Source organism: Caballeronia pedi (assembly GCF_001544915.2).
GTDB classification, from domain to species: Bacteria; Pseudomonadota; Gammaproteobacteria; order Burkholderiales; family Burkholderiaceae; genus Caballeronia; species Caballeronia pedi.
In genome coordinates this window covers 35,523-50,037 of sequence record NZ_FCOE02000005.1, presented here as the reverse complement: position 1 = coordinate 50,037, position 14,515 = coordinate 35,523, and the positions used below count along the sequence as shown (strand labels likewise).

Sequence of the window (14,515 nt, the reverse complement as noted above, 5' to 3'; positions counted from 1 at the left end):
TGATTGACCGGCAGTAGTTGGGTTTGCTAAGTAAAAAACTGTCATAAAAGGAAGGCGCTCGTATGTCTGTGTTCAGCGAAAAATGGACCGTTATTCTGACGGCCTCCTGTCTGGCGTTCGGTTTGCCGTCGGCGCGAGCGGCGACGCCGCCGGCGCCGGCCGCCGCGCAGCTCGAATGGCCGCGTGAGCTCGATACATCCAGGCAGCGTATCGAAATGTATCAACCTCAGATCGAACAATGGGATGGCAACCGCATCGCGGGCCGCGCGGCGGTCGCCGTGGGCGCGGCGAGCGGCAATGCGGCGCCAACCTACGGCGTGGCACAGTTCAGCGCCGATGCCGACATCGACAAGGCATCGGGTCTCGCGCGGCTCACGAATATCCGCATCGGCGATGTGAGCGTGCCGACGCATCCCGGCATCGCGGGCGATGTGAGGAGCGCGATCGTTGCGCATCTGCCGGCGCAGGGCATGACCGTTTCGCTCGATGAATTGCAGACGAGCTACGCGGTGTCGAAGCAGATCGGCGATACGGCGAAAGTCGCGGTGCAGAACCCGGTGCCGGACATCGTGTTCGTATCGACGCCCACGATTCTCGCAACGGTCGACGGCGATCCCATATGGCGCGACGTGAGCGGTGCGCCATATCGGCGCGTGCTCAACAGCCGCGCGATGCTGCTCGCGGACGGCGGCGGTCATCTGTATCTGCGGGCGGCGGGGTACTGGTACGCGGCGGCTTCGCTCGGTGGGCCGTGGGGCGTGCTGGCCGCGCCGCCGCAAACGCTCGTCCAGGCCGCAAAGCAAGCCGACACCGCGATGAAATCCGATCCGATGCTGCCGCACAACGGCAAGCCCGCGCCACGCGCGCCAGCGTTGCTGGTCGCATCGAAGCCGACCGAACTCGTCGTCACCGATGGCCCGCTCAAGCTCCAGCCGGTCGCGGGCGTCGACTTGCTGACGGTGACCAATACTGATCACGCGGTGTTCGTCGTGCCGCAAACGAACCAGACTTACGTGCTCGTATCCGGCCGATGGTTCCGCGCCTCATCGGAGAAAGGTCCGTGGGAATACGTGGCGGGCAAGGATCTGCCGCCCGAGTTCGCGAAGATCTCGCCGCACGATCCGAAGGCCAACGTGCTCGTTTCCGTGCCCGGGACGCCGCAGGCGAAGGAAGCGGCGATCGCGGCGGCCATTCCCCAAACCGCGACTGTTTCGCGCACCAAGGCTGCGATCAAGATCGCCTACGACGGCTCGCCCCGTTTCGAGCCGATCTCCGGCACGTCGCTTCAATACGCGGTCAACACGGCGACGCCCGTGATCGAAGCGACCGACGCGCGCTTCTACGCGGTGGAAAACGGCGTGTGGTTCAGCGCGACCGCCGCGACCGGCCCGTGGCAAGTCGCGACCGCAGTGCCCGCTGCGATCTACACGATTCCCGCCAGCTCGCCGCTGTACTACGTGACCTATGTGCGCATCTATTCGGTGACGCCGGAAACCGTGGTCGTCGGCTATACGCCGGGTTACATGGGCGTGGTCGTCGGCAGCGACGGCACGGTCGTCTACGGCACGGGCTACGTGTATGCGCCATATGTCGGCGCGACCTACTACTATGGTTATCCGCCGACCTACGGCTACGATGCGGGCTTCGCGCTCTCCGCCGCCGAAGGGTTCGCGTTCGGCTTTGCAGTCGGCGCGATCTGGGGTTCGTGCTCGCCGTACTGGGGCCCGTATTGGGGCGGCGGCTGGGCCAACGTCAACATCAACCAGGCGAACTTCTATGGGCGCTGGGGCCAGGGCACCGTGACGCATACGGCCGGCTACAACGCGTGGACGGGCAACGAATGGCGCGGCACGTCTGCCTCCGGCTTCAATTCATTGACGGGCGCGCACTGGCAAGGCAGCCGCGGCGCGGCGTTCAATCCGTATTCGGGCAACTTCGCGGCGGGGCGTCAGGGCGCGTTCAAGAACCCGTCGACCGGCACCGAAGGCGCGGCGCGCGGCGGTGTCGTCGGCAACAGGTACAACGGCAACTACGCGGCAGGGCGTCAGGCTGCGGGATACAACGCGCAAACCGGCCGCGCGGGCGTTGCGGAGCGGGGCGTGACCGGCAACGTGCGGGACGGCACGGCGCAGGCCGTGAACAAGGGCGTCGTCACGAACCGCTCGCGCGGCAACGCGGTCGGGTGGAACAACGGCGATGTCTACGCCGCGCACGATGGCAACGTCTATCAGCACACGCAGGACGGCGGCTGGCAGCAACATACGCCGGATGGCTGGCAGCCGGTGCAGCACAACGACGCCGCGGTCAACAACAACCTCGACGCCATGCGGCAATCGCGCGAGACCGGGCAGCAGCGCTTCGATAATCAGTGGGGCGGCGGTTTTCGCGGAGGCGGCGGCTTTCACGGAGGCTTTCGCCGTTAGCCGTCGACGAGAGGCGATGTAACGTGGATGACGGCACGCGCCGTCATCCTCAACGATGCGACACAGGGGAGACACACATGCTTTTGCAGAACAAGGTCGTCGTGGTGACGGGCGGATCGCGTGGCATCGGCCGGGCGATCGCGCTGGCAAGCGCGCGTGAAGGCGCGGATGTCGCCATCAATTACTGGGGCGACAACGACAAGTCGTACGGCAAGGCATCGGCGGTGGAGTCGATCGTCGCCGAGATCGAAGCGCTCGGGCGGCGCGCGATCGCCGTCGAAGGCAACGTGGCCGAGCGCGACACGGGCATCGAACTCATCGCGCGCACGGTTGATGCGTTCGGCCACGTCGACGTGCTGTCGAGCAACGCAGGCATCTGCCCGTTTCACGCGTTCCTCGACATGCCCGCTTCTGTCTACGAGACCACGGTCGCGGTGAACCTGAATGGCGCGTTCTACGTGACGCAGGCCGCCGCGAACCAGATGAAGGCGCAAGGCACGGGCGGCGCGATCGTCGCGACGAGTTCGATCAGCGCGCTCGTCGGCGGCGGCATGCAGACGCATTACACGCCGACCAAGGCGGGCGTCCATTCGCTGATGCAATCGTGCGCGATCGCGCTCGGACCATATGGCATCCGCTGCAACTCGGTGATGCCGGGCACCATCGCGACCGATCTCAACGCCGATGACCTTTCCGATACGGACAAGCGCGCCTACATGGAAAAGCGCATTCCGCTCGGGCGTCTCGGCGCACCCGATGACGTCGCGCAATGCGTCGTCTTTCTCGCTTCGGACCGCGCGCGCTATGTGACGGGCGCTTCTTTGCTTGTGGACGGCGGCCTGTTCGTCAATCTTCAGTGAATTAGTGAGGTGACACGGCCGAGTACTTGCGCAGCAACGCGATGAAGTATTCGGCCGGTTCGCTCAAGGTTTCTAACTTTCGACGCAACAGCCCGAAACCTGAGAGGCTCTTGCCGATTTCGATCGGCAGTTCGATCAGCAACTGCGCCCGCAGATAGTCGCGCACCACCGACTCCGGCAGCATCGCGACAGCTTCGCTGTTCTGCAGCAATTGCAGCGTCGCGAAGATCGACGCACATTCGACGATATCCGCCGGCGTCGTCAGTCCGGCGCGCGCGAGTTCGTCTTCGAACAGGCCGCGCGCGGGGCTCGCGATCGGCTGCAGAATCCACGGCCAGCCGACCAGCGTGTCCAGCGCGAGTTCGGTCTTTCCGGCGAGCGGATGCCCCGCGCGCACGACGAGCCGCATCGCTTCGCGCGCGAGCGGCTCGAAGTCGAAATCGTTGTGCTGCAAAGGCGTGGTCAGCCGCCCGAGCGCGAGATCGACTTCGCGGCGATGCAGCAACTGCACGACCTGATCACTCGTTTCGCCGAGGATGCGCACGTTCAGGAGCGGCCGCTCGGATTTCAGTTCGGTGACGGCCATCGCGAGCACGTCGGGCGCCGCGCCCATGATCGCGCCCACTGTCAACTGGCCGTGCCCGCCACGGCGCTTGGCGTCGAGATCGTCGGCGAAGCGCGTCAGGTCCGCGAGCGAGCGGCGCGCGTACGCCAGCGCGGCGGTGCCGAGCGGCGTCGGCTGCATGCCGCGCGCGTTGCGCTCGAACAGCAGAAAGCCGAACGCCTCCTCGATATCCGCGAGCATGCGGCTCGCGCTCGGCTGCGCGACGTTGATCGTCTCGGCGGCCTGATGGAGGTTGCGCGCGTCATCGAGCGCGACGAGCAGCGCCAGATGCTTGAACTTCAGCCGATTGACCAGCGCACTGGTCGAAATGCCGGGCGACACACTTTGGGACACGTTCTGATTCATTCGACAGCTCGCCTTGAACCGCGCGATGATACGGCGCAGCGATACGTTTTTGCGATCGGCCAATCCTGCAATCGGATTGTCGTGTTATCGGTCGGCGAATTATAGTCGCAGCACAACGAGTCCTGAACACAGGGATTCACCAATCAAAACAAGGCGGCCCGCCATGGAGACAGTGGCATTTCGCATGACCCTGAAGCCGGGCATGCGTGAGGAATACGAGAAGCGTCATCGCGAGATCTGGCCGGAACTGGCCGACGCGTTGAGCGCCGCGGGCATCCGCGATTACCGGATCTTTCTCGACGAATCGACCGGACATCTGTTCGCCATCCAGCAGCGTACCGACACGCATACCACGCATGCACTGGCGACCTTGCCCATCATGCGCAAGTGGTGGGACACCATGGCCGAGCTGATGGAGACACACGCGGACAATTCACCTGTCGCGGTGCCGCTCGTGCCGGTGTTTCATCTTCCCTGAAACGTTCGCCTCTCTCGCGAGGAAAGCAACATGCAGGTCGTCGATCCGCATATTCATCTGTGGGAGTTGTCCACGCATCATTATCCCTGGCTCGCGAATCCGCAGACGTCGTTCGTCGGCGATGCGCGTGACTTGAAACACGACTATCTGCTCGCGGATCTGCTGCGAGATGCACAGGATATCGAAATACTCAAGATCGTGCATGTCGATGCGAACCACGATCCCGCCGATCCTGTCGAGGAGACGCGCTGGCTGCAATCGATCGCGGATACGGATGGCATGCCGAACGGTATCGTCGCGGGCGCGGACTTGTCGGCGGATAACGCAGAGCAAGTGCTCGAAGCTCACGCGGCGTTCGCCAATACGCGCGGCATCCGCCAGATTCTCAACGTGCATGAGAACAAACTCTACGACTACGTCGGACGGCATTTCATGCGCGAGCCGCAATGGCGCAGGCATTTCGACTTGCTGCGGCGCTTCGGCATGTCGTTCGATCTGCAACTGTATCCGTCGCAGATGGAAGAGGCCGCGCAACTCGCGCGCGAGCATGCGGATACGCAATTCATCGTCAATCACGCGGGCATGTTCGTGGACCGCAATTCGACACAGGGCTATCGCGCGTGGCGTAACGGCATCCGGATGCTGGCCGCCTGCCCGAACGTCGCGGTGAAGCTGAGCGGCTTCGCCATGTTCGATCACGCGTGGACCGTCGAGAGCCTGCGTCCTTACGTGCACGAGACCATCGATACGTTCGGCAGCGACCGCGCGATGTTCGCATCGAACTTTCCGGTGGACCGCCTGTTCGGTTCGTACACGGCGATCTGGAACGCCTACGCGCAGATCGTCGGCGATGCGAGCGAGAGCGAGAAGGACGCGCTGTTCGTGCGCAACGCCGAACGTATCTATCGGATCTAGAGGGAAACATGACGCCAAGACTCGAACTCAGGCATGCAAGCAAATCGTTCGGCCGCGTGCGCGCGCTCGGCGACGGCAGTTTGCAACTCTTTCCCGGCGAAGTGCATGCGTTGCTCGGCGAAAACGGCGCGGGCAAGTCGACGCTCGTGAAACTGCTCGCGGGCGTCTATCAGCCCGATGCGGGCGAGCTGCTCGTCGATGGCGTCGCGCGCCGCTTCGCGAATCCCGCCGAAGCGCGCGATGCGGGCATCGCCGTGATCTATCAGGAGCCGACGCTCTTCGCCGATCTTTCCATCGCGGAGAACATCTATATGGGGCGGCAGCCGCGCGATCGCCTCGGCCGCATTCGCTACGACGAGATGCATCGCGAGGTCGATGCGCTGCTGTCGTCGCTCGGCGTGAATCTGCGCGCGCAACGGCTCGTGCGCGGACTGTCGATCGCGGATCAGCAGGTTGTCGAGATCGCCAAGGCGCTGTCGCTCGATGCGAACGTGCTCATCATGGACGAGCCGACCGCAGCGCTCTCGCTGCCCGAAGTGGAACGGCTTTTCGCGATCGTGCGCGCCTTGCGCGAGCGCGATGTCGCGATTCTTTTCATCACGCATCGTCTCGATGAAGTGTTCGCGCTGACCCAGCGCATGACGATCATGCGCGACGGCATGAAGGTCTACGACGCGCTCACGCAAGACATGAACATCGATGCGATCGTGAGCAAGATGGTCGGCCGCGATCTCGATACGTTCTATCCGAAAGCCGACGTGACGCCCGGCGACGTGCGTCTTTCGGTGCGCAATCTCACGCGCGAAGGCGTGTTCAGGAACGTCTCGTTCGATGTGCGGGCGGGCGAGATCGTCGCGCTGGCCGGACTGGTCGGCGCGGGAAGAAGCGAGGTCGCGCGCGCGATCTTCGGTATCGATCCGGTCGATGGCGGCGAAGTGAAGATCGCGGGCAAAAAGCTCGCGCTGGGACATCCGGCGGCCGCCGTGCGCGCGGGCCTCGCGCTCGTGCCGGAAGATCGTCGCGCGCAAGGGCTCGCGCTGGAGCTGAGTATCGCGCGCAATGCGTCGCTGACCGTGCTCGGACGGCTGATGCGGCACGGACTCATCACGGCGAAGAGCGAATCGGCGCTCGCAGCCGACTGGGGCAAGCGTCTGCGCCTCAAGGCCGGCGATCTCGACGCGCCCGTCGGCACGCTGTCGGGCGGCAATCAGCAGAAGGTCGTGCTCGGCAAATGGCTCGCGACGAATCCGAAGGTGCTCATCATCGACGAGCCGACGCGCGGCATCGACGTGGGCGCGAAAGCGGAGGTGTATCGGACGCTGGCGGAACTCGTGAAGGAGGGCATGGCGGTGCTGATGATATCGAGCGAATTGCCCGAAGTGCTCGGCATGGCGGACCGCGTGCTCGTGATGCATGAAGGCCGCTTCAGCGCGGATATCGCCCGCGCCGATGCGAACGAAGAACGTGTGATGAGCGCAGCTCTGGGCGCGTCTGCGCAAACACTAGGGCGCGCAGCATGATGACACGACACTCTCCCACGCTACCCGCGATGCCGCCTGCCGAAACGAAACGCGAAAGCCTCGCGGTCTCGATCGCGAAGAGCCGCGAGCTGACGCTCTTCATCGTGCTGCTCGTGTTGATCGGCGCGACGGCGGCGGTCAAGCCGGACTTCCTCAATCTGCAGAACCTGCGCGACGTGCTGCTCAACGTGTCGATCATCGGCCTGCTGACGGCGGGCATGACGATCGTGATGCTGATGCGGCATATCGATCTGTCCGTCGCGTCGGTGGTCGGCGTGTCGGCGTATGCGGTCGGCAGCCTCTTCGTGATGTTCCCGCAGATGCCGGTGCTCGTCGCGATGCTCGCGGGCATCGGCGTTGGCCTCGCGATCGGCGCGGTGAACGGCGCGCTCGTCACGTTCGGGCGCGTGCCTTCGCTCGTCGCCACGTTATCGACGCTGTATATCGTGCGCGGCGCGGATTACGCGTGGGTTCACGGCGGCCAGATCAACGCGACGAGTCTGCCCGATGCGTTCGCCTCCATCGCGACGGGCTCGCTCTTCGGCGTGCCGAATCTCGTGTTGATCGCGCTGGTGGTGCTGATCGCGTTGTCGGTGTATCTGAAGCAGTATCGCGGCGGGCGCGAGCATTATGCGATCGGTTCGAATCCCGAGGCCGCGCGGCTCGCGGGCATCCGCGTGGACCGGCGCGTGATGATCGGCTTTCTGCTCTCGGGCGCGATCGCGGGGCTCGCGGGCGTGCTGTGGCTCGCGCGCTTCGGCACCGTCGACGCCAGCACGGCGAAGGGCATCGAATTGCAGGTGGTCGCGGCGGCGGTGGTCGGCAGCGTCGCGATCACGGGCGGCGTCGGCACGATCGCGGGTGCGACGCTCGGCGCGCTCGTGCTCGGCGTCATCAACATTGCCCTGGTGGTGTTGCGCGTGTCGCCGTTCTGGCAGCAGGCGATTCAAGGGGCGCTGATCGTTGCGGCGATCGCGCTCGATACGTTGCTCGCGCGTTCCGTCGCGCGCCGCATGATGAGGAAACGCGATCATGGCTAAACCCGATTCCGCACTCGCCACCACCAAACGCCGCCACCTGCAATGGGAAGCGATGCTCGCGCTCGTGCTGGTCGTCTCGCTGGTCGCGGGGCGCGTGCTGTCGCCGCTGTTCTTGTCGGCGGCGAATATGTCGAACATGCTCGCGGATTTCACGGAGATCGCGCTGATCGCGCTGCCGATGACGCTCGTGATCGTCGCGGCGGAGATCGATCTGTCGGTGGCGTCGGTGCTGGGGGCATCCAGCGCGCTGATGGGCGTGCTGTGGCACATGGGCCTGCCGATGCCGCTCGTGATCGTCCTCGTGCTTCTGTTCGGCACGCTCGCGGGCTTGCTCAACGGCCTCGTGATCGTGCGCTTCAATCTGCCGTCGCTCGCGGTGACGATCGGCACGCTCGCGCTCTTTCGCGGTCTCGCGTACGTGCTGCTCGGCGATCAGGCGATCGCGGATTTTCCGGCGTCGTACACGGCCTTCGGCATCGACACGATCGCGAATACCTTCCTGCCGATGCCCTTCGTCCTGGTGATTGCGGGCGCCATCATCTTCACCGTGCTGTTGCAGGCGACGCCTTTCGGGCGCAGCCTTTTTGCGATCGGCGCGAATCCGGTCGCCGCGCAGTTCTCGGGCATCGATGTCGCGAAGACGAAGCTGAAGCTCTTCATGATGTCGGGTGCGATGGCCGCGCTCGCGGGCATCGTCTATACGCTGCGCTTCACGAGCGCGCGCGGCGACAACGGCGAGGGCTTCGAGCTTTCCGTGATCGCGGCGGTGCTGTTCGGCGGCGTGAGCATCTTCGGCGGGCGCGGCTCGATGATCGGCGTGCTGCTGTCGCTCGTGATCATCGGCGTGCTGCGCAATGCGCTGACGCTCGCGGACGTATCGAGCGAAACGCTCACGATCGTGACGGGCGCGCTGCTGCTCTCGTCGGTGTTGATTCCGAATCTCGTCGCGCGCTGGCGGGCGGCGCGCGAAAAGCGTCTGATGGCGCAGGCGCTTTGATCCAGTTGGCGTCCGTTGCGGGTATTCGTTGCAAATCAGCGCACTCATGCGCAATGACAGGAGACTTTTACGACATGAACAAGCCCATTCGATTCCTGCGCGGCCCGGCGCTGGCGGCGGCCTTTCTCGCCGCCACCGTCGCGCTCTCCGCAAGTGCCGCCGACATCAAGAGCGGCCTGAAAATCGCCTTTCTGCCGAAGCAGATCAACAACCCCTACGAGGTGATCGCCGACGACGGCGGCATGGCCGCCATCAAGGAGATGAAGGGCGACGGCAAGGTCGTGGGGCCGTCGGACGCGGGCGCGTCGTCGCAGGTGAGTTATATCAACACGCTCATCACGCAGCGGCAGAACGCGATCGTGATCGCGGCCAACGATGCGAACGCGGTCGTGCCATATCTGAAGAAGGCGATGTCGCAGGGCATCAAGGTCGTGACCTTCGACTCCGATACGGCGCCGGATGGCCGGCAGATCTTCGTGAATCAGGCCGATTCCGAGGCGATCGGGCGCGGGCAGATTCAGTTGTTGTCGAAGCTGATCGGCGGCGAGGGCGAGTTCGCGATTCTCTCGGCGACGCCCAACGCGACCAATCAGAACACGTGGATCAAATGGATGCTGGAGGAACTGAAGAAGCCCGAGTATTCGAAGATGAAGCTCGTGAAGATCGCCTACGGCAATGACGATGATCAGAAGTCGTTCGTCGAGACGCAGGGCTTGTTGCAGGCGTATCCGAACCTGAAGGGCATCGTCGCGCCGACATCGGTCGGGATCGCGGCGGCGGCGCGCTATATCTCGAGTTCGCCGGCGAAGGGCAAGGTCGTGGTGACGGGCCTCGGCACGCCGAATCAGATGCGCGCGTTCGTGAAGAACGGTACTGTCAAGGCGTTCCAGTTGTGGGACCCGGGTCAGTTGGGTTATCTCGCGGCGTTCGCGGCGGCCAATCTCGCGTCGGGCACGATCACGGGCAAGGAAGGCGATTCGTTCGATGCGGGGAAACTGGGCAAGCGGACGGTGGGGAAAAGCGGGGAAGTCATTCTCGGGCCGCCGACGACTTTTGATTCGGCGAATATCGATAACTTTAATTTTTGAGGTGGTGGGTCCGGTGAGAATCTGAGAGAAGAACGAAACGCCTTGAGGGGCGTTTCGTTCTTTGGAATTCCGTCGGCGCGAAAGTTGACGCTCTTATTCTCGTGTTCATGGCGCGGTCCGTGGTCTGAGGTCCGTTACCTGGGACCGCGGATGCTCACGACTGGCAAGGGAGTTTGCTATCCGTCATAGACTCCGTTGTACGATATTTTTCCGAACATAAGCCCTCGACCTAAACTGTCAATCAAACCTTCGCTAACGCCGTACAGAAGTACAATCGGTGCCGAATTGGTGAAAAGATAGTTTGAGAAGATTGCAGGCGCAAACAAAAAGGGAACAAGTATTTCTTCGCGCATGCCCGTCATGAACAGTGAAGCACCTCCTGCGACAAGGACGCCAATGCTTGCTTCGGCATACAGCGTGAAACCCTCGAAATCTTCGGGCTTAGGTTCGCTATTCCCTCAATAAAATATGGCGCCGCTGCCGTCAAATCGCGGTGTCGCACCTCCGGCAGAAAAGCTTCCATTCTTCAAGGCGCTCCTGGGTAATGGAATTTCAGGGAGCCGAAACCCTTTCGGCAAAAGCTTGGTGTCGCCAAGACTGGCTCCAAATCCTTTATACGAAAATCGGTGCAGATTATTCTGAGGATCTTTGAGGACAAACATACCTCCCGACACGAGCAACCGGGCTAGGCTAACGTTTGCGCTTGATGATTTTTGGTAGGACCATTCGCTTCGATTCAATGTGCTCATTCTTTATTCTTCGTCTTAATGTTTCGATATGTTCGAAAGAGTCCACGGATAATGGATGCGAAAGCTACCGCTGTAAAAACGATGAAGCCTCCCCATATGTTGACTACACCATTAATTCGAGCTTGAGCCGGCGAACGCGTGTCGTAGCGAACGAGGACCTGCTCTCCCACTTGAGTAAAGTGAAAGAAGCTACTTGCCGGAACCGAGATACGTTCTCCACTGCGCGCCGTGAACTCGATCTGAGGGTGTTTGCCTCCTGCGTTCAGTCCAACCACTACGCCTGCTGTAAGCGTCGAATGTCTATACCAAGCCACCTCGGGAACAAGCAGGGGAAGTTGAACGACGAGAAAAAACACGCCCGCCCCCAAGGACGCGAGATCGAATCTTTTTTTAGTCATACCTGCTTCATATCCTTTCCAAAAAAACCTTTCGCCACGAATAACACGTCGCGTTTCGCTGGCTCTTTGACAGGCCCCATCGATAACTCAATACGTCGGTTTCCCCTTCGTGGCCGAGGTCCATCGAATCGCCAGTGAGGCCCGGCATCTTCAACCAGATGTTTGACATTTCGTTTCCCGTAACTGCTTTTCGGCAAAGTTAGTTAGAAATGCGAAATTAGTTTCGCAAAAAATGGCTGATGTTCGAAGATGACGTGCAAAATTTGACAACCTTCTATGGATTCGTGAAACGAGCTTGAACCGTACCTCGATCACAGGGATCGAGGCACTGAGCAAAAACAAGCTTCGACGCCCTCGCGTCGGCGGACCTCGCAAGCGTGTCCACAAAACCGTGGACACCACCCCCGTCACTTCACCGCCTGCCCCGCCCTCAACACCTGCACCGCCGTCGCCGACTCGAACTGCGCGTGCACTGTATCGCCTGCCTTCAGTCCCGCGAGCGGCACATCCGGCGCGACATCCAGCGTCACCGTTCGGCTCGGCCCGCGCAAGGTCACGCGACGGTTCTTCGCATCGACGCGCTCGATCGTCGCGATCACCTCGACGACGCGCGCCTGCGCCATCACGCCGCCCGACGCCGGGATCGCCACTTCGGTATCGATGCGCTGCCGTATGCCGTCCGACTTGACCTTCGTCGCACGCAGGAGCAGCGCGCCGCGATACTGGATGTTGACGATATCGCCGAGCTGCAGCTTTTTGACATCGCCGATTTCCGGATTGACCGCCACTTCGGCGACACGCCCCTGCGGCCCCTGCAGCGACACGCTGTTGGTCACCGGATCGATGCCCACCACGCGCGCCTGGATTTCCGCGATGGCCGCCGCGCCGCGCGCCATCGGCGCCGACGCGGCATCCTGAGCCCGCGCGCTGCCGATTGCACCGACTGACAGCGCCGCGCACGTCGCCACGACGCTGATCGAGCGATGCACCCGCTTGCTGGTCGAAAAAATCATGGGTTGTCTCCTTTGTATTGATGATGGCCGCGTCCTCATCGACGCGATTTCGAAAGCAGATGACCGAGCCCGAGATTGGTCGCGATCTGCCAGATATAGACGCGCGAGTAACGCACGCCGTAGCGCCTCTCGATCACCTCGCGCAGGCGCGCGTTGGTCCACGTGTCGCTCTCGAAGCCGTGCGCGCGCGCTGATCCCTGCAACGCGGCGGCGATCCAGTCGAGCGCCTCGCGATCGAGCACCGACGCGCGCCCGCCGACACCCATCTTCGCGAGGGCGTCGAGACCGCCTTCGGAGACGAGCGCCTTGTAGCGCCGTACGGTCTGCACGGACAGATGCAACTGCTCGGCGACCGTTTCGACCGGCACGCCCTCCAGCAGCATGCGGCCAGCCGTCATGCGTCGCACGACGCTCGGCAGTGTATCGGGGCGGGAAAGCATGGCGTGCGCCGCTCGATCGTTCGGAATGCGTGCGATTCGCCCGGCGCGTCAGGCGCGGCTTCGCGAACCCGAACCGGCGTCCGGTCCTCGTCCGTGTGCCGGTCGATGTGCGTGGGCGATGGGTGCAACGTTGCGGCGTCCGTGTGCGTTCATGCATGCCCCCTTGTCGAATGGAGACGGCGGGACTTGATCGGGCGGGCTTGAGGTCTGGTCGATGCGCGGCTTTCTGTGCGAGCCGACTTACAGGGAAGTATCAATAAACGTTTTCGGGCTCGATGGGCGACCATCGGCGAAAATTTTTTGATCTTGATTAATCGCGGTGAATTGCCTATGAACGCTGCCTTAAAGCAGCGAAAGCGCGGATGGCGAGGCCCGAAGCGATACGCGGCGCGCAATGCCGCACGCGTCCGTTTCGACGCGCGCGACTCGCCCCCGCGCAGACGCGCGAGCATGAACGACAAGGTATTCGCGCGCCAATGGCGATCCGCCGGCTGGCCCGGCGCACCGGCAACGGCGTCTCAGACCCGATAGAACTCGATGTCCTGTCCGGCGTGCACCGCGCGCTTGAGCCACTCGGGCATGTCGCCGAGGCCGTCCCACGTGTCGCCACTGGCGTTGCGGAATATCGGCGCTGCGCCGGCGGCCGATTGCGGCACTAACGGCAATTGCGGCATCGGCCGCTTGGTCTTCGACGCGCCATGAGCCCCGTTGGTCCTGGTGAAGGACGGCGGTGGTGCTACCACCGGCGGCGCTTCGGCCAATGCTTCGGCCAACGCTCTCTCCGTAATGCCGAACTCAGCCATTCGGCTACGCAAATACGCAATGATGCTGTCTCGCTTTCTTTCGTCCACGGCTTTCCTGATTCAGCTTTGTGATTTTCAAAGGGCGAACCGATACCCCGCGCGGACCGGAGCGGTTCGATCAATTGAATTTAGGTGTTTTATGAAGCGTGACGCAGCGCTTGCCTCGCGTCAATTAGTGTATTTACCGCACGACTATTAACTGTCCAGCGCCTTCGTCTTTTAATGCCTGCTTTGCCCCAAATGCGAACGTTCGCCCGGCCGGTCCTCGTAGTGACGGACGCGCACCAAGGATGCACGCGGAGAGTCACGTCGGGGAGCCGCGAACCGGGACCAGGCCACGGCCGCCAATGCAGCATGGCGGCCGAACCTCGCTGTCTCTATTGTATGCTGCTTATGGCAACTGTTAAAACGTTTTAACGACTATGTTGTTCTCCCGGTAATTCCGCACCGTGCGCGCGAATGGCGGCAATCAGTTCCGCGGGCGTAATCTCATAACGCACTTCACGGTGAATGCCGGGTTTGCGCTCGTCGATTTCAATCAGCAGTACGGCTTTGCCATCCGCCGCGGGTTCGAGGCGCAGCGAACGGACTTCCTGTCCACTGGCATCGTCGTATTCCGTCAGGAGCGTCATGGCGCCGGTGGCGGCGCTTCTCGGCATCGACATTCTTCCTCCCGTCTTGCGACGTCATTGTTGTTGTTTCGCCGCGCCGTTCACCCGCGTGCACGAAATTCGGGCGCGCTACATGGGAGTCAGGTTTGGCGAATGAGGCGGACGCGGAGGGCGCCGCGGCCTGCGCCGCCCTCCGGTTATCTCATTATT

General features: G+C 62.7%; 15 protein-coding genes. 8 read left to right on the top strand and 7 right to left on the bottom strand.

The window, feature by feature from the left end; all coding sequences use genetic code 11:
- Positions 1 to 62: 62 nt before the first annotated feature.
- Both AWB80_RS09400 and lra1 read left to right on the top strand, forming a co-directional pair.
- Positions 63 to 2,423, top strand: a complete 2,361-nt coding sequence (locus tag AWB80_RS09400; RefSeq protein ID WP_061174382.1) for a hypothetical protein — start codon at positions 63 to 65, stop codon at positions 2,421 to 2,423.
- Between the two features lie 77 nt (positions 2,424 to 2,500).
- Positions 2,501 to 3,283: an L-rhamnose 1-dehydrogenase Lra1 gene (lra1, locus tag AWB80_RS09395; protein ID WP_061174381.1), complete on the top strand. Its 783-nt coding sequence runs from the start codon at positions 2,501 to 2,503 to the stop codon at positions 3,281 to 3,283.
- A 1-nt stretch (position 3,284) separates the two neighbouring features.
- On the opposite strand, the gene AWB80_RS09390 is transcribed toward lra1, so the two are convergent.
- Positions 3,285 to 4,253: a LysR family transcriptional regulator gene (locus AWB80_RS09390; protein WP_087131184.1), complete on the bottom strand. Its 969-nt coding sequence runs from the start codon at positions 4,251 to 4,253 to the stop codon at positions 3,285 to 3,287.
- A gap of 163 nt (positions 4,254 to 4,416) precedes the next feature.
- On the opposite strand from AWB80_RS09390, the gene rhaM reads away from it, so the two are divergent.
- From rhaM to rhaS, 6 genes are all read left to right on the top strand, one after another.
- On the top strand, positions 4,417 to 4,731 hold the full coding sequence (rhaM, locus tag AWB80_RS09385; protein ID WP_061174380.1) for an L-rhamnose mutarotase: 315 nt from the start codon (positions 4,417 to 4,419) through the stop codon (positions 4,729 to 4,731).
- Positions 4,732 to 4,761: 30 nt separating this feature from the next.
- Complete coding sequence (locus tag AWB80_RS09380; protein WP_061174379.1) at positions 4,762 to 5,646, top strand: amidohydrolase family protein; 885 nt, start codon at positions 4,762 to 4,764, stop codon at positions 5,644 to 5,646.
- A gap of 8 nt (positions 5,647 to 5,654) precedes the next feature.
- A complete protein-coding gene (locus AWB80_RS09375) occupies positions 5,655 to 7,166 on the top strand; it encodes a sugar ABC transporter ATP-binding protein (RefSeq protein WP_061174378.1) in 1,512 nt (503 codons plus the stop codon).
- Positions 7,166 to 8,206 carry an ABC transporter permease gene (locus AWB80_RS09370; protein ID WP_061174644.1) on the top strand — a complete coding sequence of 347 codons (1,041 nt, stop codon included), beginning with the start codon at positions 7,166 to 7,168 and terminating at the stop codon, positions 8,204 to 8,206. The genes AWB80_RS09375 and AWB80_RS09370 overlap by 1 nt, the downstream gene beginning before the upstream one ends.
- On the top strand, positions 8,199 to 9,203 hold the full coding sequence (locus AWB80_RS09365; RefSeq protein WP_061174377.1) for an ABC transporter permease: 1,005 nt from the start codon (positions 8,199 to 8,201) through the stop codon (positions 9,201 to 9,203). Before AWB80_RS09370 ends, AWB80_RS09365 begins: the two co-directional genes overlap by 8 nt.
- 74 nt (positions 9,204 to 9,277) lie before the next feature.
- Complete coding sequence (gene rhaS, locus AWB80_RS09360) at positions 9,278 to 10,291, top strand: rhamnose ABC transporter substrate-binding protein (RefSeq protein ID WP_061174643.1); 1,014 nt, start codon at positions 9,278 to 9,280, stop codon at positions 10,289 to 10,291.
- Positions 10,292 to 11,036: 745 nt separating this feature from the next.
- Here rhaS and AWB80_RS09355 read toward each other — a convergent pair.
- The 6 genes from AWB80_RS09355 to AWB80_RS09335 all read right to left on the bottom strand — a co-directional run bounded on the left by AWB80_RS09355 (position 11,037) and on the right by AWB80_RS09335 (position 14,353).
- Complete coding sequence (locus AWB80_RS09355) at positions 11,037 to 11,438, bottom strand: DUF3592 domain-containing protein (RefSeq protein WP_087131152.1); 402 nt, start codon at positions 11,436 to 11,438, stop codon at positions 11,037 to 11,039.
- Between the two features lie 7 nt (positions 11,439 to 11,445).
- Positions 11,446 to 11,586 carry a hypothetical protein gene (locus AWB80_RS45750; protein WP_482764097.1) on the bottom strand — a complete coding sequence of 47 codons (141 nt, stop codon included), beginning with the start codon at positions 11,584 to 11,586 and terminating at the stop codon, positions 11,446 to 11,448.
- 259 nt (positions 11,587 to 11,845) lie between these two features.
- A complete protein-coding gene (locus AWB80_RS09350) occupies positions 11,846 to 12,451 on the bottom strand; it encodes a copper-binding protein (protein WP_061174376.1) in 606 nt (201 codons plus the stop codon).
- A gap of 35 nt (positions 12,452 to 12,486) precedes the next feature.
- Positions 12,487 to 12,891, bottom strand: coding sequence for a helix-turn-helix domain-containing protein (locus AWB80_RS09345; protein ID WP_061174375.1), 405 nt, complete (start codon positions 12,889 to 12,891; stop codon positions 12,487 to 12,489).
- Positions 12,892 to 13,409: 518 nt separating this feature from the next.
- A complete protein-coding gene (locus AWB80_RS09340; RefSeq protein WP_425266837.1) occupies positions 13,410 to 13,664 on the bottom strand; it encodes a hypothetical protein in 255 nt (84 codons plus the stop codon).
- A 443-nt stretch (positions 13,665 to 14,107) separates the two neighbouring features.
- A complete protein-coding gene (locus tag AWB80_RS09335; protein WP_008353523.1) occupies positions 14,108 to 14,353 on the bottom strand; it encodes a hypothetical protein in 246 nt (81 codons plus the stop codon).
- Between the last annotated feature and the right edge of the window lie 162 nt (positions 14,354 to 14,515).

Coding starts and splice junctions, on each gene's coding strand:
- AWB80_RS09355 (WP_087131152.1), bottom strand. CDS start 11,438: ATGACTAAAAAAAGATTCGATCTCGCGTCCTTGGGGGCGGGCGTGTTT.
- rhaS (WP_061174643.1), top strand. CDS start 9,278: ATGAACAAGCCCATTCGATTCCTGCGCGGCCCGGCGCTGGCGGCGGCC.
- AWB80_RS09350 (WP_061174376.1), bottom strand. CDS start 12,451: ATGATTTTTTCGACCAGCAAGCGGGTGCATCGCTCGATCAGCGTCGTG.
- AWB80_RS09400 (WP_061174382.1), top strand. CDS start 63: ATGTCTGTGTTCAGCGAAAAATGGACCGTTATTCTGACGGCCTCCTGT.
- AWB80_RS09390 (WP_087131184.1), bottom strand. CDS start 4,253: ATGAATCAGAACGTGTCCCAAAGTGTGTCGCCCGGCATTTCGACCAGT.
- rhaM (WP_061174380.1), top strand. CDS start 4,417: ATGGAGACAGTGGCATTTCGCATGACCCTGAAGCCGGGCATGCGTGAG.
- AWB80_RS09335 (WP_008353523.1), bottom strand. CDS start 14,353: ATGCCGAGAAGCGCCGCCACCGGCGCCATGACGCTCCTGACGGAATAC.
- AWB80_RS09370 (WP_061174644.1), top strand. CDS start 7,166: ATGACACGACACTCTCCCACGCTACCCGCGATGCCGCCTGCCGAAACG.
- AWB80_RS09375 (WP_061174378.1), top strand. CDS start 5,655: ATGACGCCAAGACTCGAACTCAGGCATGCAAGCAAATCGTTCGGCCGC.
- AWB80_RS09345 (WP_061174375.1), bottom strand. CDS start 12,891: ATGCTTTCCCGCCCCGATACACTGCCGAGCGTCGTGCGACGCATGACG.
- AWB80_RS09365 (WP_061174377.1), top strand. CDS start 8,199: ATGGCTAAACCCGATTCCGCACTCGCCACCACCAAACGCCGCCACCTG.
- lra1 (WP_061174381.1), top strand. CDS start 2,501: ATGCTTTTGCAGAACAAGGTCGTCGTGGTGACGGGCGGATCGCGTGGC.
- AWB80_RS45750 (WP_482764097.1), bottom strand. CDS start 11,586: ATGCCGGGCCTCACTGGCGATTCGATGGACCTCGGCCACGAAGGGGAA.
- AWB80_RS09380 (WP_061174379.1), top strand. CDS start 4,762: ATGCAGGTCGTCGATCCGCATATTCATCTGTGGGAGTTGTCCACGCAT.